This window comes from Duganella sp. BJB1802 (assembly GCF_013369445.1).
Taxonomy (GTDB): Bacteria; Pseudomonadota; Gammaproteobacteria; order Burkholderiales; family Burkholderiaceae_D; genus Rugamonas; species Rugamonas vulcania_A.
The window spans coordinates 114,019-134,631 of record NZ_JABWEF010000013.1 but is presented as its reverse complement, the minus strand read 5'-3'; the positions used below and the strand labels follow the sequence as shown (position 1 = coordinate 134,631).

The window sequence follows — 20,613 nt, the reverse complement described above, 5'->3', positions numbered from 1 at the left end:
CCTCCCTGTGATTAGCCCAACTCGATCCAGCCGTCCTGGTACCAGGTGTACAAGGCGTCCATGACGTCGTCCGACGCCTGGGTGACTTCCGCGCCGGTCAGCGCGCGGTTGTTGGCCAGCAGCTCCAGCGTGATCTTGTCGGCGCGGCTGACGCCGAACGATTCGCCGTTGATGAACACGTGCTTGCCTCGGTACAGCATTTGCGACTTGCGCGACAGCGACAGGCCCTTTTTCGCCACCGCTTCGCCGAACTTGCCGAACGTCAGCGGCTTGGCCGGGCCGGTGAAGAACACATTGTGCTTGGGCTCGGACATGTACTCGCCCAGGAAGATGGTGATGTCTTCCTCGGTGAAGCTGACCTTGTTGATCTCCGCGGCGATCGTGTTCAGCATGTCGCGCGGGATCTCGGCCGGTTTGGAGGTCGCCTCCAGCTCCGGATCGCCGTAGCGGCCCGGCAGGTCGATCGAATCGGCCATGAACTGCAGGAAGGCCTCGCCCAGCTCCTGGTAGGACGGCGAACGGAAGCCGATCGAATAGGTCTGGCAATCGCCGATGGCGACGCCGTCGTGCGCGTAGTGCGGCGGCAGGTACAGCATGTCGCCCGGATTGAGCACGAACTCCTCTTGCGGCTTGAAATTGGCCAGGATCTTCAGCGGCAGGCCCTCGACCAGGCTCAGGTCCTTCTGCGGGCCGATTTGCCAGCGGCGCTGCCCCTGCGCCTGCAGCAGGAACACGTCGTAGGAATCGAAGTGCGGACCGACGCCGCCGCCGTCGGTGGCGAAGCTGACCATCAGGTCGTCCAGGCGCGCGTCCGGCAGGAAGCGGAACTGGCGCAGCAGCGCGTCGGCCTTGGCGTCGAACAGGTTGACGCCCTGGACCAGCACGGTCCATTCCTTCTGGTCCATCGGCGGCAGGCCTTCCAGCGGGCCGTGCTGCATATTCCACTGGCCGTCGACGTTGGTCACCAGGCGCGATTCCGCGTGGTTGGTCGAGGCCAGCTTGGTCAGCGCCTCCATGCTCAGCAGCGGCTTGAAGCCGGGGATGGCGTTACGGATCAGCAGGGGCTTTTTGTGCCAGTAGTCGCGCAGGAACTGCGCCGGCGTGATGTCGCCGAGGAGAGGTAATTTTTTCATGCGCTCATTATAACCATCGCCGCGCCGATTGTCGGGCCGGCGGCGGCCGGGCAGGCGATCCAAGGTATAATTCCGGGGCTTATATACAGAAAGGAATTACAAAATGAAGATTGCCAAGAACACGGTCGTGACTGTGAATTACAAGCTGTCCGATGCCCAGGACAATCTGATCGAAGACGGCCGTCAGCCTATGGTCTACCTGCACGGCGGCTACGAGAACACCCTGCCGAAGATCGAAGAAGAACTGGACGGCAAGGAAGCCGGCTACTCCACGATCCTGCAGATCGAACCGGAAGATGCGTTCGGCGACTACGACGCCGCGCTGGTCAAGGTCGAGCCGCGCAACCGCCTGCCGGAGCCACTGGAAGTGGGCATGCAGTTCGAAGGCATGCCGGATGGCGACGATGGCGAAGAAGCGATGATCTTCACCGTCACCGATATCGCTGACGACAAAGTGGTCCTGGACGGCAATCACCCGCTGGCCGGCATGGCGCTGCGCTTCTCGTTGAACGTGGCCGAAGTGCGTGAAGCCACGGACGAAGAAATCGCCCACGGCCACGTGCACGGCGCCCACGGCCACCACCACGGTGACGAGGACGACGAAGGCGAAGACGGCGATCACGTCGCCATCCACCCGATCCACTAAGTGGTTACTGCGTCGCCTCGGCGGCGCCGCCCTTGAGCGTGAACAGGGCGGCGCTGCCGGGCGCGACGCGCACCTCGGCCCATTCCGCGGCCAGGCTCAGATGTCCCACATTGCCGCGCCAGACGATGGACGGCTCGGTCCCGGCGCCGCCCTGGGTGTCGACCAGCAGCACCTTCCCTTTGAATTTTTCCGACATCGCCCGTATCTGCCGGCGCGGTTCGGCGAAGCCATCCTGTTTCGATTGGAAACTCGGCAGCAGCGAGAAGCCTTGCTCCGCCTGCACGCCGACATCGCCGTCCGAGAACAGCACCAGCCCCTGCATCTTCTGCCGCTCCGCCAGCGTGAACAGGCGATGCAGCCAGGCGCGGTTGGCCACCAGGCGGTCCTCGTACTCGCTGTTGCGGCCGGCCTCGGCGCGGAAGTGGTTGTTGTTGGCCGGCAGATTGATGGTGGCGAACAGCACCTTGCCGTATTCCCAGTGCGCGTTCTCCGCGTAGCTGCGGAACTTGGCGCTGGCCGACAAGCGCGTCAGCGGCAGGCGGCGCTCGCCCAGCGACTCGCCGTCGGCGTAGAACAGTTCGCGCAGGCGGTTCAGGCGCTCGATCGCGTTCGAGCGGCCGATGGAATTGACGCAGCCGCTCCAGTCGCTGCCGGCCAGCGAGACGATCATCGGCGCCGCCGCGTCGTTCAGCAGCGCGCGGCGCTGGGCATACAGCCTGTCGCTGCAAGGCTCCGTGCTGGCCTTGATGCCGGTGGCGACGATGAAGGCCGGCGCCACCTGTGTGACATCGGCGATGGCGCGCTTGAGCACCGATTCATCCGGGCCGCTCTTGAACGAATGGCCGATCACGCCGAACTGGAAGCCGCGCGTCGCCGGCTGCGCGGCCTGCGCCGTCTGCATTGGGCACGCGGCCAGCACGGCAAGCGTAACCAGCGCGACCAGCGCTGCCGCACCGGCGGTATCGGGCGCGCAGGCCGCGATTGCGGCGCGATGGCGCAACGGCGCAGCGGCGGTGGCCGGACCAGGGACGCGCAGCTGCATCATGCCTGCGCCGTCTCCGTCAGGCGCTTGAGCTGATACAGGCGTTCCAGCGCTTCGCGCGGGGTCAGCGCATCGGGATCGAGATCGTCGAGCGCATCGAGCAGTTCGCGCATCGCCGGGCTGGCCGTTGCGGGCGCGTTGTGCGCCGGCGCGTCGAGCAGCTCGTCGTCCGCATCGGCGGTCGGCGCGGCGAACAGGTCCAGCTGCGGCGTGGCGTCCAGCGCCTGCGCCTCCAGCCGCGCCAGATGCTTGCGCGCGGCCTTGATCACCGGCTGCGGCACGCCGGCCAGCTGCGCCACCTGCAAGCCGTAGCTCTGCGACGCCGGACCATCCTGCACCGCGTGCAGGAACACGATGCTGTCCTTGTGCTCGACCGCCGACAGGTGCACGTTGGCCGCCGTCGGATGGCTCTCCGGCAGCTGCGTCAGTTCGAAGTAGTGGGTGGCGAACAGCGAGAAGCTGCGGCTGGTGTCGATCAGGTGGCGCGCGATGGCCCACGCCAGCGCCAGGCCGTCGAAGGTCGAGGTGCCGCGTCCCACTTCATCCATCAGCACCAGCGAATGCTCGGTGGCGCCGTTCAGGATGGCGGCCGATTCTGTCATCTCCACCATGAAGGTCGAACGGCCGCCGGCCAGGTCGTCGGTGGCGCCGATGCGGGTGAAGATGCGGTCGATCGGACCGATGGTCGCGCTGGCGGCCGGCACGTAGCTGCCCACGTAGGCCAAGAGCGTGATCAGCGCCACCTGGCGCATGAAGGTCGATTTACCGCCCATGTTGGGGCCGGTGATCAGCAGCAGGCGGCGGTCCTCGACGAAGCGGCAATCGTTGGCGATGAAGCGCTCGATCTGGTTCTCCACCACCGGATGGCGGCCCTCGGCGATGTTGATGCACGGCGTATCGACCAGCTGCGGCGCGCACCAGTTGTGGCGCAGCGCGTGGTCGGTCAGCGAGGTCAGGGCGTCGAGCTGCGCCAGCGCCTTCGAAATCGTCTGCAACGTGCCGATGTACGGCGCCAGGTCGCCCAGCAGCTGGTCGTACAGCATCTTCTCGCGCGCCAGCGCCTTGTCCTGCGCCGACAGCGCCTTGTCCTCGAACGCCTTCAATTCCGGCGTGATGTAGCGCTCCGCGTTCTTCAACGTCTGGCGGCGGCGGTAGTCGTCCGGCACCTTGGTGGTCTGGCCGTGCGTGACCTCGATGTAGAAGCCGTGCACCTTGTTGTACTCCACGCGCAGGTTGGCGATGCCGGTGCGGGCGCGCTCGCGCGTTTCGAGATCGACCAGGAACTGGCCGGCGTTCTCCGACAGCGCGCGCAGCTCGTCGAGCTCCGCGTCGAAGCCGCGCGCGAACACGCCGCCGTCGCGCACCATCGCGGCCGGCTCCAACGCCACCGCGCGTTGCAGCAGGTCGAGGCAGGCGGCCGGCGTGGCCATGTCGCCATGAACGGAGGCCAGCAGGCCGTCCGGATCGGTCAGCGCGCGCTGCATCGCCTGGCGCAGCGACGGCAGCTGCTGCAAGCCGTCGCGCAGGCTGGCCAGGTCGCGCGGACGCGCCGACAGCAGCGCGATGCGGGTGGTGATGCGTTCGATGTCCGGCACCTGCGCCAGCGTGTGCGACAGCGCGCCGGTGGCGTCGGCGTGGCCCAGCGCGGCGATGGCCTCGTGGCGCGAGCGGGCGATGGCCTGGTCGCGGCGCGCGTGGTGCAGCCAGTGGCGCAGCAGGCGCGAACCCATCGCGGTGCGGCAGTGGTCCAGCAGCGAGAACAGGGTCGGCGACTCCTGGCCGCGGATGGTCTCGGTCAGCTCCAGGTTGCGGCGGGTGGCGGCGTCGAGGCCGATGAATTCGTTCTCGGTCTCGGTGGCCAGCGAGCGCACGTGCTGCAGGCCGCGTCCCTGCGTCGATTGCGCGTAGCGCAGCAGCGCGCCGGCCGCGCCGAACGCCGCGCCCAGGCCGTCGGCGCCGAAGCCGGTCAGCGTCGCCACGCCGAGCTGGTCGAGCAGCGACTTGTGGCCGCTGACCACGTCGAAGTGCCAGTCCGGCACGCGGTTGACGTGGCAGTGGACGGCTTCCTCGAACAGGTCGGCGTTATCGCCGCGCAGCACCTCGGCCGGCGCGATGCGCTCCAGCTCCTGCTGCATGCGGGCGGTGACGGTGCGGGTGTCGCCGGAGAACTCCATCAGCTTCAACGCGCCGCTGGCCAGCGACAGCCACGCCAGGCCGGCCGTGGCCACCTTGCGCTGGCTGATGATGCACATCGCCAGCAGCGGGCGTTCGGCCTTTTCCGGCAGCAGGTCGGCGTCGGTCAGCGTGCCCGGCGTGACCACGCGCATCACCTTGCGCTCGACCGGGCCCTTGCTGGTGGCCGGGTCGCCGATCTGCTCGCAGATCGCGCAGGACTCGCCGATCTTGACCAGCTTGGCCAGATAACCTTCGAGCGAATGGAACGGCACGCCGCACATCTTGATCGGCTGGCCGCCCGAGCTGCCGCGCGCCGTCAGCGTGATGCCCAAGATACGCGCCGCCTTTTCCGCATCCGTGTGGAACAGCTCATAAAAGTCGCCCATGCGGTAGAACACCAGCATGTCCGGGTATTCGGCCTTGATGCTCAGGTACTGAGCCATCATCGGAGTGACTTTTTCGGTAGGGCTGTTCTTGACGGCGGCGGCGTTGATTTCGGTCGGGACGGTGGTCATTGGTTCTTTTTCGGCGGTGCGATGAGTCTGGTTTTGCAGGGGCGAAAACGGCCCCGGCGCTTAACCCATCATTCTACCGCTTTCGGGCGCGCCGCCCCAAAGATTGTGTGTGCGAACAGACCGGCCCTTGGCCACGGAACGACGCCGTTTCTGACAATTTGTAATGCTTCGGCCATGTTGGCGTCATGTTGCTGCGGTAGACTAACGGCCGCGAGGGCGGGAAGCTCCGCGGAGACTGCAAAGGACAGATATGCGCTTGCTCGTGGTGGAGGATGAACAAAAGGCCGGGGAGTATCTCCAGAAGGGCCTTACCGAGTCCGGCTTTGTGGTGGACTGGGCCAACAACGGGCCGGAAGGCTTGCATGCGGCGACCACCAGCCACTACGACCTGATCGTGCTCGATGTCATGCTGCCCGGTATGGACGGCTGGCAAATCGTCACGGAACTGCGCAAGACGGTCGATACGCCGGTGCTGTTCCTGACCGCGCGCGACGCGCTGAACGACCGCATCAAGGGCCTGGAGCTGGGCGCCGACGACTACCTGGTCAAGCCGTTCGCCTTCGCCGAGCTGCTGGTCCGGATTCGCACCTTGCTGCGGCGCGGGCCGATCAAGGAGCCCGAGCTGTTCCAGATCGCCGACCTGGAACTGGACGTGCCCAAGCGCCGTGTCACCCGCGCCGGCCAGCGTATCGATCTCACGGCGAAGGAATTCGCCTTGCTGCACCTGATGTCCAAGCGCGTGGGCCAGGTGCTGTCCCGGCCATTGATCGCCTCGCAGGTCTGGGACATGAATTTCGACAGCGACACCAATGTGGTGGACGTGGCGGTGCGCCGGCTGCGCGCCAAAATCGACGATCCCTACACGGTCAAGCTGATCCACACCATCCGCAGCATGGGATACGTGCTGGAAGACCGCGGATGAACAGGCCGGGGTATTCGCTGACCGCGCAGCTGGGCGCGTTGTTCGCCATTGTCGCGGTCATCGTTTTCTCTGCGGTCGGCTTCTATCTCTACCGAGCGCTGGCCGTCCAGCTTCAAGAGCGGGATGAGGCGGAACTCGTGGAGCGCGTGCTGCAGCTGCGCCATTTGCTCGCTGAAACCTCGGATGCCGGTTCCATACAACGCGAGCCGCACCGCTTCCTCGATGCTGTCGATGTCAGCCACGGACTTTTCCTGGTCATCCAGACTCCTGGCGGACAGGTGCTGGTCAAGAATACGGCGGAACGCGGCTTTGCGTTGCCCGGAGGCGCCGTGGCAGCCGATGCGACACCGTCCACCGGCGATACCCGCCACATGATCGCGGCCGATGGCGCTGCGTTGCAAGTATTGACTGCGATGGGCCGGGTCGGTACCAGCGGCGATGTCGTGCACATTTCGGTGGCATGCACCGCCCATGAACGCCAGCAGGTGCTCCGGGCCTACCGCTTGAAAGTCTGGATCGCGGCGATCGCCGGCGCCATGTTGACCGCCGCGACAGGGTATTTTCTGGTGCACCGGGGCTTGGCGCGCGTACGCGCGCTGGCCGCGCAGGCGCAGGAGGTCACGGCGCGCAACCTCGACAAGCGGCTGGACGCCGACGCCGCGCCCGCCGAGTTGCGCCTGCTGGCGGATTCCTTCAACCTGGTACTGGACCGCTTGCAAAACAGCTTCAACAACCTGTCGCAATTCGCCGATGACCTGGCGCATGACTTGCGCACGCCCTTGAACAATCTGATGGTGCAGACCGAGGTGGTGTTTTCGCAGCCGCGCGATATCGAGGAGTACCAGAATTTATTGTCCTCCAACCATGAGGAATTCGGCAGGCTGGCCAGAATGGTGGAAAGCATGCTGTTCCTGGCGCGCGCGGATCACGACCAGGTCGCCCTCAGCACCGAACGTCTGGATGCCGCCGAGGAGCTAGGCAAGGTCGCCGAATACTTCGAAGGATTGGCGTCCGAGGCCGATGTCAGGCTGACGATAGCGGCGCAGGGGGAGGTCTGGGCTGACGGACTTCTGTTGCGCAGGGCGGTCAGCAACCTGGTGGCCAATGCCGTGCGCTACACACCGCCAGGCTGCGACATCGTGCTGGCGGCTGCAAGCAGCGGCGCCGGCACGACGATTTCCGTGACCAATTCCGGCCCCGGGATCGATCCAGCGCACCTGCCACGGGTGTTCGACCGCTTCTACCGCTCCGATCAATCGCGCTCCTCGCAATCGAGCTCGGCTGGCCTGGGCCTGGCCATCGTGAAGTCGATCATGGCGCTGCATGGCGGGCACGCGAGCGCGACGAGCGAACTCAATGGCAAGACGCGCTTCGCCTTGTTCTTTCCAGGGCCTGCAATGTAAATGTAATTTTTCGGTCATGCGGGTGTGCGAGTTGGCTCCTTAGAATAGCCTCATCGACTTCACAACACACCACCTCGAAAGGGTAAGCATGAAAAACGTCAAAGCCACTATCGCCTCCATCATCTTCGCCGCCGCCATGGCGCCGTTGGCCGGCATGGCACACCAGGACAACGCCGTGGCCGGTCCGGCGCTCGGCCGCGCGGCGCCGGCGCAAGCGGCCACGCGCACGATCGTGATCTCGGCCGCCACCAAGTTCATCAACGTTGAAAACGGCGATGTGGTGACGATCGATGTGGACGGCAAATCGTTCACCTGGCAGTTCGACACGCTGCGCGACAGCGACCGCTTCGCACTCGCCGCGATCGCGCCGGCCGGCATCAACACGCATGGCGTGTGGGTCTACGTCGCGCCAAATCCGCTGTACGTGAACTGAGGCTGGTTCAACGTTGCGGTCACGGCTCGCAAGCGGTCCGGTTTAAACCTGAAAGGAAATATCGTGAAACACCTGAATAAACTCATCCTGGCCGCCGCCGTCGCCATGTCTTTCGGTTCGGCGTCGCTGGCTCACGCACAGCAGGCGGCACACGCCCAGATGGCGATGAGCGAAGGCGAAATCAAAAAAGTGGATCGGGAAGCCGGCAAGCTGACCATCAAGCACGGCGAACTCAAGAACCTGGGCATGCCGGGCATGACGATGATGTTCAAAGTCCAGGAACCGGCCATGCTGGATCAGGTCAAGCAGGGCGACAAGGTGCATTTCGTTGCCGACAAGGTCAACGGAGCGCTCACGGTCACCGCTATCGATGTTGTTAAATAACCCAAGGGAGCACGCGTATGAAAGCACTGTATAACACCATCGCCGCAGCGACCGTTGCCGCCGCCGTCCTGGCCAGCCCTATGGCGATGGCGCACGCGACGCTGAAAAGCTCCGACCCGGCCGCGGGCTCGATCGTCGACGCGGCGCCGAAGGCAATCGCGCTCACCTTCAATGAAAAAATCGAACCGGCATTCAGCAACATCACTGTCGCGGACGGCGCGGGTAAAGAGCTGGCGACCGGGAAAGCCACGGTGGACGAGGCCGATCCCGCCATCCTGCGTCTCTCTGTGGCTGGCCTGTCGGCGGGAACCTATACGGTCAGCTGGGCCGTTGCGGGGCATGACGGCCATCGTCGCAAGGGCGACTTCAAGTTTACGGTGAAATGAACGCTTAAATTCTGGAGAAACAAATGAAGAGTATTGGTGCCGCGATTTCACTCGCTTTATGTACTTCGATGTTGTCGCTGGCCGCGGCAGCTGCAAGCGACGACCAGATGCAAGGCGCCGCGCATCGGCATGGCGCTCACGATCATGGCGCATCTCTGGTCGGAAAATCGGGGGACCCAGCCATGGTGACACGGACTGTCGTGGTCGACATGAACGACACGATGCGGTTTTCGCCGTCGACCATCACGGTCAAACAAGGCGAGGTGGTACGGTTTGTGGTGAAGAATTCGGGGAAGCTGAAGCATGAGATGGTAATTGGCTCTGCCAGCGAACTGAAGGAACATGCGCAAATGATGATGAAGTTTCCGGAAATGGAGCACGCCGAGGCCAATCAGGTGACCCTCGCGCCAGGCATGAGCGGCAATCTGGTCTGGCAGTTCGACAGCGCCGGAAAAGTCGAGTTCGCCTGTTTGCAACCGGGGCATTTTGAAGCCGGGATGAAGGGCATCGTGGCGGTTGAAGGGAAAATGTAGTCTTAGTTTTTTTGCGAACGCTCAGCCGGCCCGCGAGCGTCACCTGTCTTTTTGGCGTTTTCGGCTGTGCTACTGGTGAAGTGGCGCGGCCGTCTTTGGTGGCGTACACTGGACCAACCAAAATGAGTGTCGAAGACGCGTTGAGAACCGCAGTGGCGAAAGCCCGCGCAGGGCGGGACGGCTTTTTGGACTATGCGTTTGATACGCCGGAAGGCGAGGTAAGGGTTTTGGCTGAGGTCGTTCTGGAAAAAGATACGATCGTTTGCAGAGATCTCTGCGTCTATCCAGCATTCGACCCGCCCGGCATAAAAAAATCGACAATTACGAAAGAGTTGCTTGCTCAATTTCGCGCCTTGCTGAAAGCTGGCAATGCGCTTGGATATGATGCAATGACTGTGCTTGGAAAACGCACTGCTGGTAGTAGTTCTGCGAATGTAGGAAAGATCGTGGATATCAGACGTAGGAGGAGGAAATGAACAAATCTGAACTTGGTGCCGAGCTCGTAAAATCGAAATGGCAACAGGCCAATGATGTTGAGCGAGAAGAGGTCCTGTTGGAGCTGAAGCGGCGAGGATTGTCTATTAGCGATGCAATTCTGGCGCTGCGGAACTCCGGATTTTATTCGCTTGGGGAGGCGAAGGAATATATCTCCACCAGCCCTGCATGGCAGGCTGAAGTCGAAAACGGAAAAGCCCTGCATGAGATAGCCTGGCAAGTCCTTGATGACTTCGTCGCGTCCCAACGCTACAAGCCATGATGCTCCCTGGCGTCCTTCCAGCTTGCGGGGTAATATTGCAGAAATAGTCAGAGGACGTGCAATGGATAAATTGAAGGCGATGCAAATTTTCGTCAAGGTCGTGGACAAGAAAAGCCTGACGGTCGCAGCGCAGAACTCCAATCTATCCGTGTCGATGGTCAGCAACTACCTCAAGTATCTCGAGGAGGACCTGGGCACCGCGCTGGTGGCCCGCACCACCCGCAACCTGTCGATCACCGATTTCGGCACCTACTATTACGGCGTCTGCCAGAACGTGCTGGCGATGATCCGGGAGAGCGGGGAGGTCGCCTCCAATTTCAGCGTCAATCCCGAAGGCACGCTGAACCTGACGGCACCCCGCACCTTCGGCGTCGCCGCGCTGCTGCCGCGGCTGGGCGAGTTCTACGCGCAGTACCCGAAGATCCGCGTCGACGTCTCGATCAGCGACGACATCGTCGACATGACCACGACCGACTACGACGCCGCCATCCGGCTCGGCCCTCTGTCCGATTCGAACCTGGTGGCGCGGCCGTTGCGGCCGTATTCCGTGGTGCTGTGCACCTCGCCCGATTACCTGGCCGGCCATCCGCCGCCATCCACGCCCGGGGACCTGGCTCGGCATCCGTGCATCGCCACCTATTTCGATCACAAGACCGTCTGGAACCGCCTGCAAACCACGTGGGAATTCATCGGCGGCGACGGCGCCATCCACAAGGTCGACGTCCCGTTCAAGATGCAGGTGAACGATGCGCAGGGCGCCTGCGCGCTGGTCCTGAAAGGCGCCGGCATCGCGCTGATACCGGAACTGCTGGCGCAACCATGGCTGCAAAGCGGCCAGCTGGTGCGCCTGCTGCCGGACTACCGCGTGCCCGACCGCGCCATGCACCTGGTCTACCGGAAAATGGACCACATGCCATCGACGCTGAAGGCCCTGGTCAAATTTCTGCTCGACGAATTTTCCTGACACCCGGCGCCACGATCAACGCGCCGACGGCCAGCGCGGCGATCGAGCACAGCAGCGCAGGGACCATGCCGCCGGCCAGGCGCGCGGCCGTGACGTCGCCGACCATCAAGCCCATCGTGGCGACGCCGATCAAGCCGCCGATCTGGCGCGAGGCGTTCAGCACGCCGGACGCGACGCCGATGTAGCGCTGCTCGGTTGACGACACCATCGCATTGGTCAGCGCCGGCACCGCCAGTCCGATGCCCAGCCCGGCCACGATGAACTGAACGCCGATGTGCGCGTAGTGCCCGTCGCCGACAAACGGCAGCATCGCCAGGTAGCCCAGCGCGGCCAGCGAGATGCCGGACACGAGCACCGTCCTGTGGCCATGCCGCACCATCAGTTTTCCGCACAACAGGTTGGCGGCCATGATGGAGCCGGTCATCGGCAGGAAGGCCAGGCCGGTGTCGAGCGGCGAGTAGGCCCACGCATATTGAAAGAACAGGCTGAACAAAAAGATCTGTCCATAGAACGCGAAGTTGACCAGTATGCCCGCCAGCGCCGACGAGGCGAAATGGCCGGTCCTGAACAGGTGCAGCGGCAGCATGGGCTGTGCCATGTTCTTCTCGGTCGCGACAAACGCCGCGCCGGACAACAGGAACACCATCATCCCGCCCACCACCAGCGGCGAATAGGGACCGGACGCATTCACCTGTATCAAGGCCAGCGTGAAGCCGCCCAGCGCCAGGGCGGCCAGCAGCTGTCCCGGAATATCGATCGCGCGGGCGGCCGTGCTGGCGGCGTCCTTCACCCAGCGCCAGGCGATCAGGCTGCCGAGCAGCGCGATGGGCACGTTGACGTAGAAGATCGATCGCCAGCCGGTCAGCGAGATCAGCACGCCGCCGAACACCGGGCCGAGCGCCAGCGCCATGCCGCCCGCCGCGGCCCACAGGCTGATCGCCCGGCTGCGCGCGTCCTTGTCCGGGAAGGTCTGGTTGACGATGGCCAGCGAGGCCGGCACCACCAGCGCCGCGCCCAGGCCTTGCAGCAGGCGGTAGACGATCAGCGCGGCCAGGCTGCCGGCGACGCCGCACAGCAGGGAGGCCAGCGCGAACAACACGAAGCCGGTGAGGAAGACCTTGCGCGGACCGAAGCGGTCGCCCAGCGCGCCCGCCGTCAGCAGGAAGGCGGCGAAGGTCAGCGTGTAGCCGCTGACCACCCATTCAAGATGCGACATGGTGCCGGTGAATTCGGCGCGCAGGCTGCGCAGCGCGACGTTGACCACGCTGACATCGAGTATGACGATGACGAAGGCGAGGCAGGATGACAGGAGCGCGAGGCGCTTCCCGGTTGGCGTGGACATGATGAGTTCTCCTGTTGCGTGAGGCAAGGCGTCGATCGTAGTGCCTGCTCGATCGCGCCGTAAAGAACTCATCCCTGAAAACAGTTTGCAGCGGCGTTAAACAATCGCGGAGCGCGGGCCCTTATCGTTTCACCGCCGGCCGCCGCGCAGCAGGAACACGCCGTACAGGCAAAGCGGCAGCACCGCCAGCACCGCCGCGAATGGCAGCACCGAACCCTCGCCGGTGCCGGCCGCCGCCAGCGCCGACGTCACCAGGGCGAAGTCCCACACGCCGTGCACCACCACCATCGGCCACACCGAACGCGTGCGCAGGCAAATGGCGGCGTAGCCCACGCCCTGCAGGGAGGCCGCGAGCGACTGCCACAGCGCGCCGCCGAAGTCGCCGCTGGCCCAGCCATTGACGGTGTGGACCACGCCGAACAACAGCGACGAGACCAGCACGGCGGGCCAGACCGGGTGCCGGTCCAGCAGGCCTTGCAGCAATACCGACCGGAACATCAGCTCTTCCGACACCGCCACCAGCGCGGTATTGCAGCCGACGACCAGCAGCACTTTCGCCGGCGGCCATCCGTCCGCCCACGCCACAAGCAGCATCAGCAGCGAAAAGAGCAGGGGCGGCAAGACCAGCCGCAGCGATTTCCACGATTCGGGAGCATGCAGGCCGGCGGCGCGGCGGTCGATCGAAGCCAGCGCCACCCCCAACGCAAACAAGGCCGCCAACACCCACGCGGGGCCGATGCCGCCGGCCACCGATTCAACCAACGATAGCTGGCTGCGGCCGAGCAATCTGCCGGTGCCCAATGTCAGGCCCAGCCAAACCGTCAGCGCAACCAGCGCCAGCGGCAAAGTAATGTGGAGTCGTTTCATGCCCATGTTTTCTTTGTTTATTTGTGAAGCAATAATACAGGAGTGCAATGCCCTTCGCTTTCCCCGTCTTGTCTAACATACAAATCAAAGCTGTGTATTAAAGACAACAGTGATTTTTTGCGTTTGTGGCTGAAACGCTCACGGTTGCTGGCCGCAAGAAAAAAAATGCCCGCGAACTGTTGTGACAACAAGTTAATTAAGTAATACTTAAATTGAAACTTTTGCATGTCTTGTTCGCAACACATGAATGTTTCACTGGGCATATTTCACAGGGAAAACGGACCTTTCGTATCAACAATAACATTAAGGGTATAGCAGGCATGAAACTTTCAGTGAACCCGTCACCGACTCCCCGCCTCAAAAAGGCGAGGGCAACGCTGCGTCCCACCGCTGGACGCATGTTAATTGCTTTCATGGCATTGGGCTGGACCATCTCCAGTTCCGCCGCCGTCATCGCCACGGACGCGCCGACCCCGAGCCATCCGACCGGCGACTTCTGGCAGGACGTCGGCCCCGCAGGCGGACGCAGCGCGCAAGCGGCCGGCACGTCCGGCCCGCGTCGCTTCCACGCCGCCACCCTGAACCGCAACGGCCTGAGGCAGCTGGCCCAGTCGGCGCCGCTGGAGCGCACCGACGCCGCCGCCGTCAGCCCGCTGATCATTTCGCTGCCGCACCCGGACGGCGGCTACCAGCGCTTCGCCATCGTCGATTCGCCGATCATGGAAGCGGGCCTGGCCGCCAAGCACCCCGAAATCAAGACCTACGCCGGCAAGGGCATCGACGATCCGAACGCCAGCCTGCGCATGGACATCACGCCGCTGGGTCTGCACGCCTCGGTACGCACGCCGGCCGGCGCCTGGTATGTCGATCCGCAGACCGCGCTGGACGACAGCGTCTACAACAGCTATCACAGCCGCGACCTGGCCAACAGCCACGGCGCGCTGCGCGAAGCGCCGCTGACCGAGGCGCAGATCGCGCTGTCGCAGGGCTTCTACCACGCCGACGACAAGGTCGAAGTGCGCGGCGCCGGCTTCACGCCGGGCGCCTCGGTCACGGTCTCGGTGCGCAACGAGGGCGACAGCGCCACGCGCCAGAGCGTGGTCGTCACCGCCGACGCCGAAGGCGTGATCAACACCACGCTGGTGGCCGACCCGTCGCGCAACACCGGCGCCTTCGAAGTGAGCGCCACCGACGGCAAGTCGACCAGCACCGTGGCCTACCACGTGGTGGACGACCAGGTCGTGGCCGGCCCGACCTCGGGCAACCAGCTGCGCACCTACCGCCTGGCGCTGGTCACCGATCCGTCCTACGCCACCTATTTCGGCGGCCCGGCCAACGTCACGGCGGCCAAGGTCACGCTGATCAACCGCGTCACCCAGGTCTACGAGGACGAGACCGCGATCCGCCTCATGCTGATCAATAACACCGACGCGCTGAACCTGGACACCGCCGCGCAAATGACCGGCGCCAACGGTCCCTGCGGCGGCGCGGCCTGCTTCACGGCTGAACAGGCGAGCACCTGCGGCAGCGGCACGCTGTCGCGCAACCGCGTGGTGGCGGGCCTGCTGGCCGGGGCCGGCAACTTCGATGTCGGCCACATCGCGCTCGGCCTTAACGGCGGCGGCATCGCCAGCCTGGGCGTGGTCGGCGGCAGCGGCAAGGCGCAGGGCTGCACCGGCATCCCCACCCCGGTCGGCGACTTCTACGCGGTCGATTACGTGGCGCACGAAATGGGCCACCAGTTCTCCGGCAACCACACCTTCAACGGCGTGATCAGCAATTGCTCGGGCGGCAACCGCAACGCCGGCACCTCGGTGGAGCCGGGCAGCGGCTCGTCGATCATGGCCTACGCCGGCATCTGCGGCACCGACAACCTGCAGACCCACAGTGACGCCTATTGGTCGCAGCGCAGCTTCGATGAAATCGTCACCTACACCTCCGGCGCGGAAACCAACGTCAACGAAGTGCAGATGGTGGCGCTGACCAACTTCGGCGGCACCCAGCAGTTCAAGCTGCGCTACAACGGCCACGACTCGGCGCCCATCGTCCGCGGCGGCAACTTCAACGCCGGCGGCATCAAGAACGCTATCCAGGGCATCAGCGGCTGGCCCGCGGGCGGCACCGTGTCCGTCACCGCGGTCAGCGACAACGCCGTCACGCTGACCTTCAACGGCGCGCTGGCCGGCACCAAGGTGCCGCTGCTGCAGCTGGTCGATTGCAGCGGCGGTTGCAGCGGCTATGTCGGCGAGGTCGTTTCCGGCGGGTCCACCACCCGTCGCGGCGCCTTGTCGTTCACCGGCAATACCACGCCGGTGGTGACGGTGCCGACCGGCTACACCATCCCGGTCCGCACGCCGTTCGCGCTGACCGGCAGCGCCACCGACGGCGAGGGCGACACCCTGACCTACATGTGGGAGCAGAACGACCGCGCCAACGGCAACGGCACCGGCTTGATCAGCAACGACAAGACCAACGGGCCGCTGTTCCGCCAGTTCGGCGTGCGCGCCGTGGTCAGCAACGACGACACCATCAAGTACGGCTCGCCGGGCGAGAACCACGTCAGCACCGATCCGACCCGCGTGTTCCCGGACATGGCGCAGATCCTGGCCAACAACACCAACGCCGAAACCGGCAGCTGCCCGGCCGCCGCGGCGACGCCGACCCCGGCCGACATCGAGTGCTTCTCGGAGTTCCTGCCGACGGCCGACTACGTGGGCTTCAGCGCCAACGCCAATCCGGCCTCGCTGAACTTCCGCCTGACGGCGCGTGACGGTCGTGGCGGCGTGGGCAACGCCAGCACCAGGCTGGTATTGGCGCCCAACGCCGGTCCCTTCCTGGTGACGTCGCCGAACACGGCGGTCTCGCTGGACGCCGGCTCGACCCAGACCGTGACCTGGAGCGTGGCCAACACCAATGTGGCGCCGGTCAACACCGCCAACGTGAAGATCACGCTGTCCACCGACGGCGGCAAGACCTATCCGTACACGCTGGCGGCCAGCACGCCCAACACCGGCAGCAAGGCGGTCGCGCTGCCGATGGTGGGCAGCGCCACGGCGCGCATCAAGGTGGAAGCGGTCGACAACATCTTCTTCGATGTGTCGAACGCCAACTTCACGATCCGCCTGGTGGGCGACGTCAACGGCGACGGCGCGGTCAACTGCGACGACCTGGCCATCATCAAGGCCGCGCTGGGCAAGCGCACCGGCCAGGCCGGCTTCGACGCGCGCGCCGACCTGAACAAGGATGGCGTGGTGGACGCGCGCGACCTGTCGGCCGAGACGCAACGCATACCGGGCGGTTGCCGCCTGTAAGCCACCCCACAATTGAAGCCCGTCGGGCAAAAGGAAAAAACAATATGTTGAGTTTGAAAAAATGGAAATACCAGGCCGGCGCCGCGTTGCTGGCCGCCGCCTTCGCCGCGCCGTCGGCCTACGCCGCCGACCCGGTGCTGAGCATCGTCGCCGCGCCGTCCAGCGGCGTGGTGGGCTCGACCATCGACCTGGACATCCGCATCGCCGGCGTCACGGACCTGTATGGCTACAACTTCTCGCTGGTGTTCAATCCGGCCTACCTGCAAGTGGCTGGCAGCAGCGAAGGCGCCTTCCTGGGTTCGGACGGCGGCGCCACCGACTTCGGCGTGGTCGATGCGACCGGCACGCCGGGGCTGGTGTCCTATGTGTATGGCAGCAAGTTCGGCCAGGTGCCGGGCGTGAGCGGCGGCGGCAGCCTGGCGCACCTGAAGTTCAATGTGATCGGCGCCGGCACCAGCACGCTGAGCTTCACCGACGCCTTGTTCCTGAACTCCAGCCTGGCGGACATCACCACGCAACTGGGGACGCAGACGCTGGTCACGACCGCCGTGCCGGAACCGTCGGCCTACCTGATGCTGGGTGTCGGCCTGGCCGGCCTGGCGGCGTTGCGCCGCCGTAAAGCCGGCTGATGTTTCACCGCGCTGCCGCCTCGCGCGGCAGCGCGGCCAAAAATATTTAAAAAAATTTAAAAATATTTGTCGATTTGATGCGTGCTGCTTCGTCGTGGAGGTAGAGTGAGCGTTTCACTCGGTCCTACTTTCACTTAAAGGAGAGCATCATGACTGCAAAAGTAAATCCTATCCCGGAAGGCATGCACAGCGTCACCCCGCACCTGGTCGTCGACGGTGCGGCGGACGCCATCGAGTTCTATAAAAAAGCGTTCAATGCCGTCGAGACCGCGCGCATCCCCGGCCAGGAAGGCAAGCTGATACACGCTGCCGTCCGCATCGGCGACTCCACCGTCATGCTGGTGGACGAGTTCCGCGACTTTGGCAACCTCGGCCCCAAGGCGCTCAAGGGCAGCCCGGTCACGCTGCACATCTACGTGCCCGACGTCGACGCCACCTACGCCCAGGCGATCGCCGCCGGCGCCACCGAGAAGATGCCGCCGGCCGACATGTTCTGGGGCGACCGCTACGGCCAGGTCACCGATCCCTTCGGCCACGTCTGGTCGATCGCCACCCACACCAGGGACATGACGCGCGAGGAAATGGACGCGGCCATGAAGCAACAAATGCCCGATTGCGGCTGAGCGGAGAACACTATGCGTTTCATGATTATCGTTAAAGCCACCGAGGATTCCGAAGCGGGCAAGATGCCGAGCACCGAGCTGCTGACGGCGATGGGCAAGTTCAACGAGGAACTGGTGAGCGCCGGCGTGCTGCTGGCCGGCGAGGGCGTGCATCCCAGCTCCAAGGGCGCGCGCATCCGCTACGAGGGCAGCAAGCGCACCGTCATCGACGGCCCGTTCGCCGAAACCAAGGAGCTGATCGCCGGTTTCTGGCTGCTGCAGGTGAAGTCGAAGGAGGAGGCCATCGAGTGGATGAAGCGCTGCCCGAATCCGTTCGACACGCCGTCGGAAATCGAAATCCGCCAGGTGTTCGAGATGGAGGATTTCGGCGCCGCCGCCACGCCGGAGCTGGTCGCGCAGGAAGAAGCCTTGCGCGCCCGCCTGTGATGCTGCTACCTTAGCGGAAAAAAGGAGCTAGCGATGGAATACATGGTACTGCGCCGCGCCAACCAGAGCACCGAACGCGGCCAACAGCCGCCGGCGCTGGAGCCGGGAACTTTTCTCAAGCCCAGCACGGAGGCGGTGCGGCTGCTGCGGCGCGACGGCGTCTGGAGCCAGCAGCACGGGCCGTTCGCGCCCCGCGAGCTGGTGGCCGGCTTCACCTTGATCGAGGCGGCGTCGAAGGAGGACGCCATCGAGCAGGTGCGCTGGTGGCCGCTGTTCGACAGCGGCGCCGTGTATGAAATCCGCGACGCGGGCTGCCCCGGCAACTGCGTCGGCTTCGACGAACGCGGCACGGCGGCGGGCACCATCCCGCGCCGCGACGAGGCGCTCACGCGCTACGTGGTCTTCATCCGCTCCGACGACGACGCCGAGGCCAACGCGGTGCCGCCGCCGGAAGTGATCGACGTGATGAACGCCTACAACGAGGCCGGCGTGCGGCAGGGCGTGCTGCTGGCGGGCGAGGGCCTGAAGGCCAGCGCCTCCGCCACCCGCGTCCACTTCGCCAATTCGAAGACCTCGGTGGTCGACGGCCCGTTCACCGAAGTCAAGGAACTGATCGCCGGCTACTGGATGCTGCAGGCGGCCTCGCTGGACGACGCCATCGCCTGGGCCAAGACCTACCCCTATCCCAGCCCCGGCGACCTGACGCTGGAGATCCGCGAAGCCTGCGAGCGCATCGCCCACCAGGAATTCACCCCCGAGATGCGCGCCGCCGAGGAACGCCTGCGCGCCGAACTGCTGGAGGCCGGCCTGCGCGACGCCTTCAGGAAGAAAGCCCGTGGCGGCTGACGTCCACAAGATCGTCGAGGCGGTATGGCGGATGGAGTCCGCCAAGATCATCGCCGTGCTGGCGCGCATGCTGCGCGACGTCGGCCAGGCCGAGGAGCTGGCGCAGGACGCGCTGGTGATGGCGCTGGAGCGCTGGCCCGACACCGGCGTGCCGGACCAGCCAGCCGCGTGGCTGACCACCGTCGCCAGGAACCGCGCGCTGGACGTGCTGCGCCGCCGCCAGCTGCACCAGGAAAAGGAAGGGGAGCTCACCTACGAGATCGAAGGCGTGCTGCAGGACGCCGCGCCCAACCTCGACGCGGCCGTGGCCGACGCGCTGGAGAACGACATCGGCGACGACCTGCTGCGGCTGGTGTTCGTGGCCTGCCATCCGGTGCTGCCGACCGACGGCCGGGTGGCGCTGACCTTGCGCATGCTGGGCGGCCTGGGCACCGGCGAGATCGCCCGCGCCTTCCTGGTGCCGGAGGCGACGGTGGCGCAGCGCATCGTGCGCGCCAAGCGCACGCTGGCCGAGGCCAAGGTGCCGTTCGAGGCGCCGCGCGCGCACGAGCTGGCCGAGCGGCTGGCGTCGGTGCTGCAGGTGGTCTACCTGATCTACAACGAAGGCTATTCCGCCAGCGCCGGCGCCGACTGGATGCGGCCGGCGCTGTGCGAGGAGGCGCTGCGGCTGGGCCGCATCCTGGCCGAGCTGGCGCCGGACGAGCCGGAGGTGCACGGCCTGGTGGCGCTGATGGAGATCCAGTCCTCGCGCGCCCGCGCCCGGGTCGGCCCCAAGGGCGAGCCCATCCTGCTGCTGGAGCAGGACCGCGCGCGCTGGGACCAGTTGCTGATACGGCGCGGCCTGGCGGCGCTGGAGCGCGCCGAGCGCACCGGGCGCGGGCTGGGTTCCTACGGCGTGCAGGCGGCCATCGCGGCCTGCCATGCGCGCGCGCGGCTCGCGGCCGACACCGACTGGCAGCGCATCGCCGCGCTGTACGACGCGCTGGCGCAGCTGACGCCGTCGCCGGTGGTGGAACTGAACCGCGCGGTGGCGCTGGCCATGGCCTTCGGACCGGAGGCGGGGCTGGAGGTGGTGGATGGCTTGATGGATGTGGCGGCGCTGAAGCACTACCATCTGCTGCCGAGCGTGCGCGGCGATTTCCTGTCCAAGCTGGGCCGGCATGACGAGGCGCGCCGTGAATTCGAACGGGCCGCGCAGCTGACGCGGAACGAGCGCGAACGCGCGCTGCTGCTGGCGCGCGCCGCGGCCCAATAGGAAGGCGTCATGAAAAAGCCC

Annotated in this window: 21 protein-coding genes; 16 read left to right on the top strand and 5 right to left on the bottom strand. The window is 65.3% G+C overall.

Annotated features, from left to right (window positions below):
• Positions 1–11: 11 nt before the first annotated feature.
• The gene (locus HUX88_RS20485) at positions 12–1,133 is read right to left on the bottom strand and encodes a cupin domain-containing protein (protein ID WP_176362948.1); all 1,122 of its coding nucleotides are present in this window, start codon (positions 1,131–1,133) and stop codon (positions 12–14) included.
• Positions 1,134–1,236: 103 nt separating this feature from the next.
• Here HUX88_RS20485 and HUX88_RS20480 point away from each other — a divergent pair, with 103 nt between their 5' ends.
• The gene (locus HUX88_RS20480; RefSeq protein WP_161090055.1) at positions 1,237–1,779 is read left to right on the top strand and encodes a peptidylprolyl isomerase; all 543 of its coding nucleotides are present in this window, start codon (positions 1,237–1,239) and stop codon (positions 1,777–1,779) included.
• A gap of 4 nt (positions 1,780–1,783) precedes the next feature.
• On the opposite strand, the gene HUX88_RS20475 is transcribed toward HUX88_RS20480, so the two are convergent.
• Together HUX88_RS20475 and mutS are read right to left on the bottom strand one after the other, a co-directional pair.
• Positions 1,784–2,824, bottom strand: coding sequence for a hypothetical protein (locus tag HUX88_RS20475; protein WP_373886818.1), 1,041 nt, complete (start codon positions 2,822–2,824; stop codon positions 1,784–1,786).
• The gene (gene mutS / locus HUX88_RS20470) at positions 2,821–5,511 is read right to left on the bottom strand and encodes a DNA mismatch repair protein MutS (RefSeq protein WP_176362947.1); all 2,691 of its coding nucleotides are present in this window, start codon (positions 5,509–5,511) and stop codon (positions 2,821–2,823) included. Before mutS ends, HUX88_RS20475 begins: the two co-directional genes overlap by 4 nt.
• A 250-nt stretch (positions 5,512–5,761) precedes the next feature.
• On the opposite strand from mutS, the gene HUX88_RS20465 reads away from it, so the two are divergent.
• From HUX88_RS20465 to HUX88_RS20425, 9 genes are all read left to right on the top strand, one after another.
• Positions 5,762–6,433: a heavy metal response regulator transcription factor gene (locus tag HUX88_RS20465; protein WP_176362946.1), complete on the top strand. Its 672-nt coding sequence runs from the start codon at positions 5,762–5,764 to the stop codon at positions 6,431–6,433.
• Positions 6,430–7,836, top strand: coding sequence for a heavy metal sensor histidine kinase (locus HUX88_RS20460; protein ID WP_176362945.1), 1,407 nt, complete (start codon positions 6,430–6,432; stop codon positions 7,834–7,836). Before HUX88_RS20465 ends, HUX88_RS20460 begins: the two co-directional genes overlap by 4 nt.
• An 88-nt stretch (positions 7,837–7,924) precedes the next feature.
• A complete protein-coding gene (locus HUX88_RS20455) occupies positions 7,925–8,269 on the top strand; it encodes a CzcE family metal-binding protein (protein WP_176362944.1) in 345 nt (114 codons plus the stop codon).
• A gap of 105 nt (positions 8,270–8,374) precedes the next feature.
• Positions 8,375–8,653 carry a copper-binding protein gene (locus HUX88_RS20450; protein WP_117014999.1) on the top strand — a complete coding sequence of 93 codons (279 nt, stop codon included), beginning with the start codon at positions 8,375–8,377 and terminating at the stop codon, positions 8,651–8,653.
• Positions 8,654–8,670: 17 nt separating this feature from the next.
• Positions 8,671–9,039 carry a copper homeostasis periplasmic binding protein CopC gene (gene copC, locus HUX88_RS20445; RefSeq protein WP_117014841.1) on the top strand — a complete coding sequence of 123 codons (369 nt, stop codon included), beginning with the start codon at positions 8,671–8,673 and terminating at the stop codon, positions 9,037–9,039.
• A gap of 23 nt (positions 9,040–9,062) precedes the next feature.
• Positions 9,063–9,572: a plastocyanin/azurin family copper-binding protein gene (locus HUX88_RS20440; RefSeq protein WP_117014842.1), complete on the top strand. Its 510-nt coding sequence runs from the start codon at positions 9,063–9,065 to the stop codon at positions 9,570–9,572.
• A gap of 122 nt (positions 9,573–9,694) precedes the next feature.
• Positions 9,695–10,048, top strand: a complete 354-nt coding sequence (locus HUX88_RS20435; protein ID WP_147330507.1) for a hypothetical protein — start codon at positions 9,695–9,697, stop codon at positions 10,046–10,048.
• Positions 10,045–10,329, top strand: coding sequence for a hypothetical protein (locus HUX88_RS20430; protein ID WP_117014844.1), 285 nt, complete (start codon positions 10,045–10,047; stop codon positions 10,327–10,329). Before HUX88_RS20435 ends, HUX88_RS20430 begins: the two co-directional genes overlap by 4 nt.
• Positions 10,330–10,390: 61 nt before the next feature.
• Entirely contained in the window at positions 10,391–11,293 is a 903-nt protein-coding gene (locus HUX88_RS20425; RefSeq protein ID WP_117014845.1) for a LysR family transcriptional regulator, read from the top strand.
• Here the strand turns inward: HUX88_RS20425 and HUX88_RS20420 are convergent.
• Together HUX88_RS20420 and HUX88_RS20415 are read right to left on the bottom strand one after the other, a co-directional pair.
• Entirely contained in the window at positions 11,265–12,635 is a 1,371-nt protein-coding gene (locus HUX88_RS20420) for an MFS transporter (protein ID WP_176362943.1), read from the bottom strand. The genes HUX88_RS20425 and HUX88_RS20420 overlap by 29 nt on opposite strands.
• A gap of 129 nt (positions 12,636–12,764) precedes the next feature.
• Positions 12,765–13,502: a CPBP family intramembrane glutamic endopeptidase gene (locus HUX88_RS20415; RefSeq protein ID WP_176362942.1), complete on the bottom strand. Its 738-nt coding sequence runs from the start codon at positions 13,500–13,502 to the stop codon at positions 12,765–12,767.
• A gap of 413 nt (positions 13,503–13,915) precedes the next feature.
• Here HUX88_RS20415 and HUX88_RS20410 point away from each other — a divergent pair, with 413 nt between their 5' ends.
• From HUX88_RS20410 to HUX88_RS20385, 6 genes are all read left to right on the top strand, one after another.
• A complete protein-coding gene (locus HUX88_RS20410; protein WP_229219435.1) occupies positions 13,916–16,813 on the top strand; it encodes a M12 family metallo-peptidase in 2,898 nt (965 codons plus the stop codon).
• Positions 16,814–16,857: 44 nt separating this feature from the next.
• The gene (locus tag HUX88_RS20405) at positions 16,858–17,442 is read left to right on the top strand and encodes a cohesin domain-containing protein (RefSeq protein WP_176362940.1); all 585 of its coding nucleotides are present in this window, start codon (positions 16,858–16,860) and stop codon (positions 17,440–17,442) included.
• Positions 17,443–17,591: 149 nt separating this feature from the next.
• Positions 17,592–18,065, top strand: coding sequence for a VOC family protein (locus HUX88_RS20400; protein ID WP_117014853.1), 474 nt, complete (start codon positions 17,592–17,594; stop codon positions 18,063–18,065).
• Positions 18,066–18,077: 12 nt separating this feature from the next.
• Positions 18,078–18,491, top strand: coding sequence for a YciI family protein (locus HUX88_RS20395; RefSeq protein ID WP_176362939.1), 414 nt, complete (start codon positions 18,078–18,080; stop codon positions 18,489–18,491).
• Between the two features lie 33 nt (positions 18,492–18,524).
• Complete coding sequence (locus HUX88_RS20390; protein WP_176362938.1) at positions 18,525–19,337, top strand: YciI family protein; 813 nt, start codon at positions 18,525–18,527, stop codon at positions 19,335–19,337.
• A 31-nt stretch (positions 19,338–19,368) separates the two neighbouring features.
• Positions 19,369–20,592 (top strand): RNA polymerase sigma factor, encoded by a 1,224-nt coding sequence (locus HUX88_RS20385; protein WP_176363007.1) that lies wholly within the window; start codon positions 19,369–19,371, stop codon positions 20,590–20,592.
• The last annotated feature ends 21 nt before the right edge of the window (positions 20,593–20,613 follow it).

Excerpts from the sequence above, each read along its gene's own strand:
- HUX88_RS20425 (WP_117014845.1), top strand. The coding sequence starts at position 10,391 with ATGGATAAATTGAAGGCGATGCAAATTTTCGTCAAGGTCGTGGACAAG.
- HUX88_RS20395 (WP_176362939.1), top strand. The coding sequence starts at position 18,078 with ATGCGTTTCATGATTATCGTTAAAGCCACCGAGGATTCCGAAGCGGGC.
- HUX88_RS20480 (WP_161090055.1), top strand. The coding sequence starts at position 1,237 with ATGAAGATTGCCAAGAACACGGTCGTGACTGTGAATTACAAGCTGTCC.
- HUX88_RS20400 (WP_117014853.1), top strand. The coding sequence starts at position 17,592 with ATGACTGCAAAAGTAAATCCTATCCCGGAAGGCATGCACAGCGTCACC.
- HUX88_RS20435 (WP_147330507.1), top strand. The coding sequence starts at position 9,695 with ATGAGTGTCGAAGACGCGTTGAGAACCGCAGTGGCGAAAGCCCGCGCA.
- copC (WP_117014841.1), top strand. The coding sequence starts at position 8,671 with ATGAAAGCACTGTATAACACCATCGCCGCAGCGACCGTTGCCGCCGCC.
- HUX88_RS20420 (WP_176362943.1), bottom strand. The coding sequence starts at position 12,635 with ATGTCCACGCCAACCGGGAAGCGCCTCGCGCTCCTGTCATCCTGCCTC.
- HUX88_RS20385 (WP_176363007.1), top strand. The coding sequence starts at position 19,369 with ATGGAGTCCGCCAAGATCATCGCCGTGCTGGCGCGCATGCTGCGCGAC.
- HUX88_RS20440 (WP_117014842.1), top strand. The coding sequence starts at position 9,063 with ATGAAGAGTATTGGTGCCGCGATTTCACTCGCTTTATGTACTTCGATG.
- HUX88_RS20465 (WP_176362946.1), top strand. The coding sequence starts at position 5,762 with ATGCGCTTGCTCGTGGTGGAGGATGAACAAAAGGCCGGGGAGTATCTC.
- HUX88_RS20460 (WP_176362945.1), top strand. The coding sequence starts at position 6,430 with ATGAACAGGCCGGGGTATTCGCTGACCGCGCAGCTGGGCGCGTTGTTC.
- HUX88_RS20390 (WP_176362938.1), top strand. The coding sequence starts at position 18,525 with ATGGAATACATGGTACTGCGCCGCGCCAACCAGAGCACCGAACGCGGC.
- HUX88_RS20405 (WP_176362940.1), top strand. The coding sequence starts at position 16,858 with ATGTTGAGTTTGAAAAAATGGAAATACCAGGCCGGCGCCGCGTTGCTG.
- HUX88_RS20455 (WP_176362944.1), top strand. The coding sequence starts at position 7,925 with ATGAAAAACGTCAAAGCCACTATCGCCTCCATCATCTTCGCCGCCGCC.
- HUX88_RS20415 (WP_176362942.1), bottom strand. The coding sequence starts at position 13,502 with ATGAAACGACTCCACATTACTTTGCCGCTGGCGCTGGTTGCGCTGACG.
- HUX88_RS20450 (WP_117014999.1), top strand. The coding sequence starts at position 8,375 with ATGTCTTTCGGTTCGGCGTCGCTGGCTCACGCACAGCAGGCGGCACAC.
- HUX88_RS20410 (WP_229219435.1), top strand. The coding sequence starts at position 13,916 with ATGGCATTGGGCTGGACCATCTCCAGTTCCGCCGCCGTCATCGCCACG.
- HUX88_RS20430 (WP_117014844.1), top strand. The coding sequence starts at position 10,045 with ATGAACAAATCTGAACTTGGTGCCGAGCTCGTAAAATCGAAATGGCAA.
- HUX88_RS20475 (WP_373886818.1), bottom strand. The coding sequence starts at position 2,824 with ATGATGCAGCTGCGCGTCCCTGGTCCGGCCACCGCCGCTGCGCCGTTG.
- mutS (WP_176362947.1), bottom strand. The coding sequence starts at position 5,511 with ATGACCACCGTCCCGACCGAAATCAACGCCGCCGCCGTCAAGAACAGC.
- HUX88_RS20485 (WP_176362948.1), bottom strand. The coding sequence starts at position 1,133 with ATGAAAAAATTACCTCTCCTCGGCGACATCACGCCGGCGCAGTTCCTG.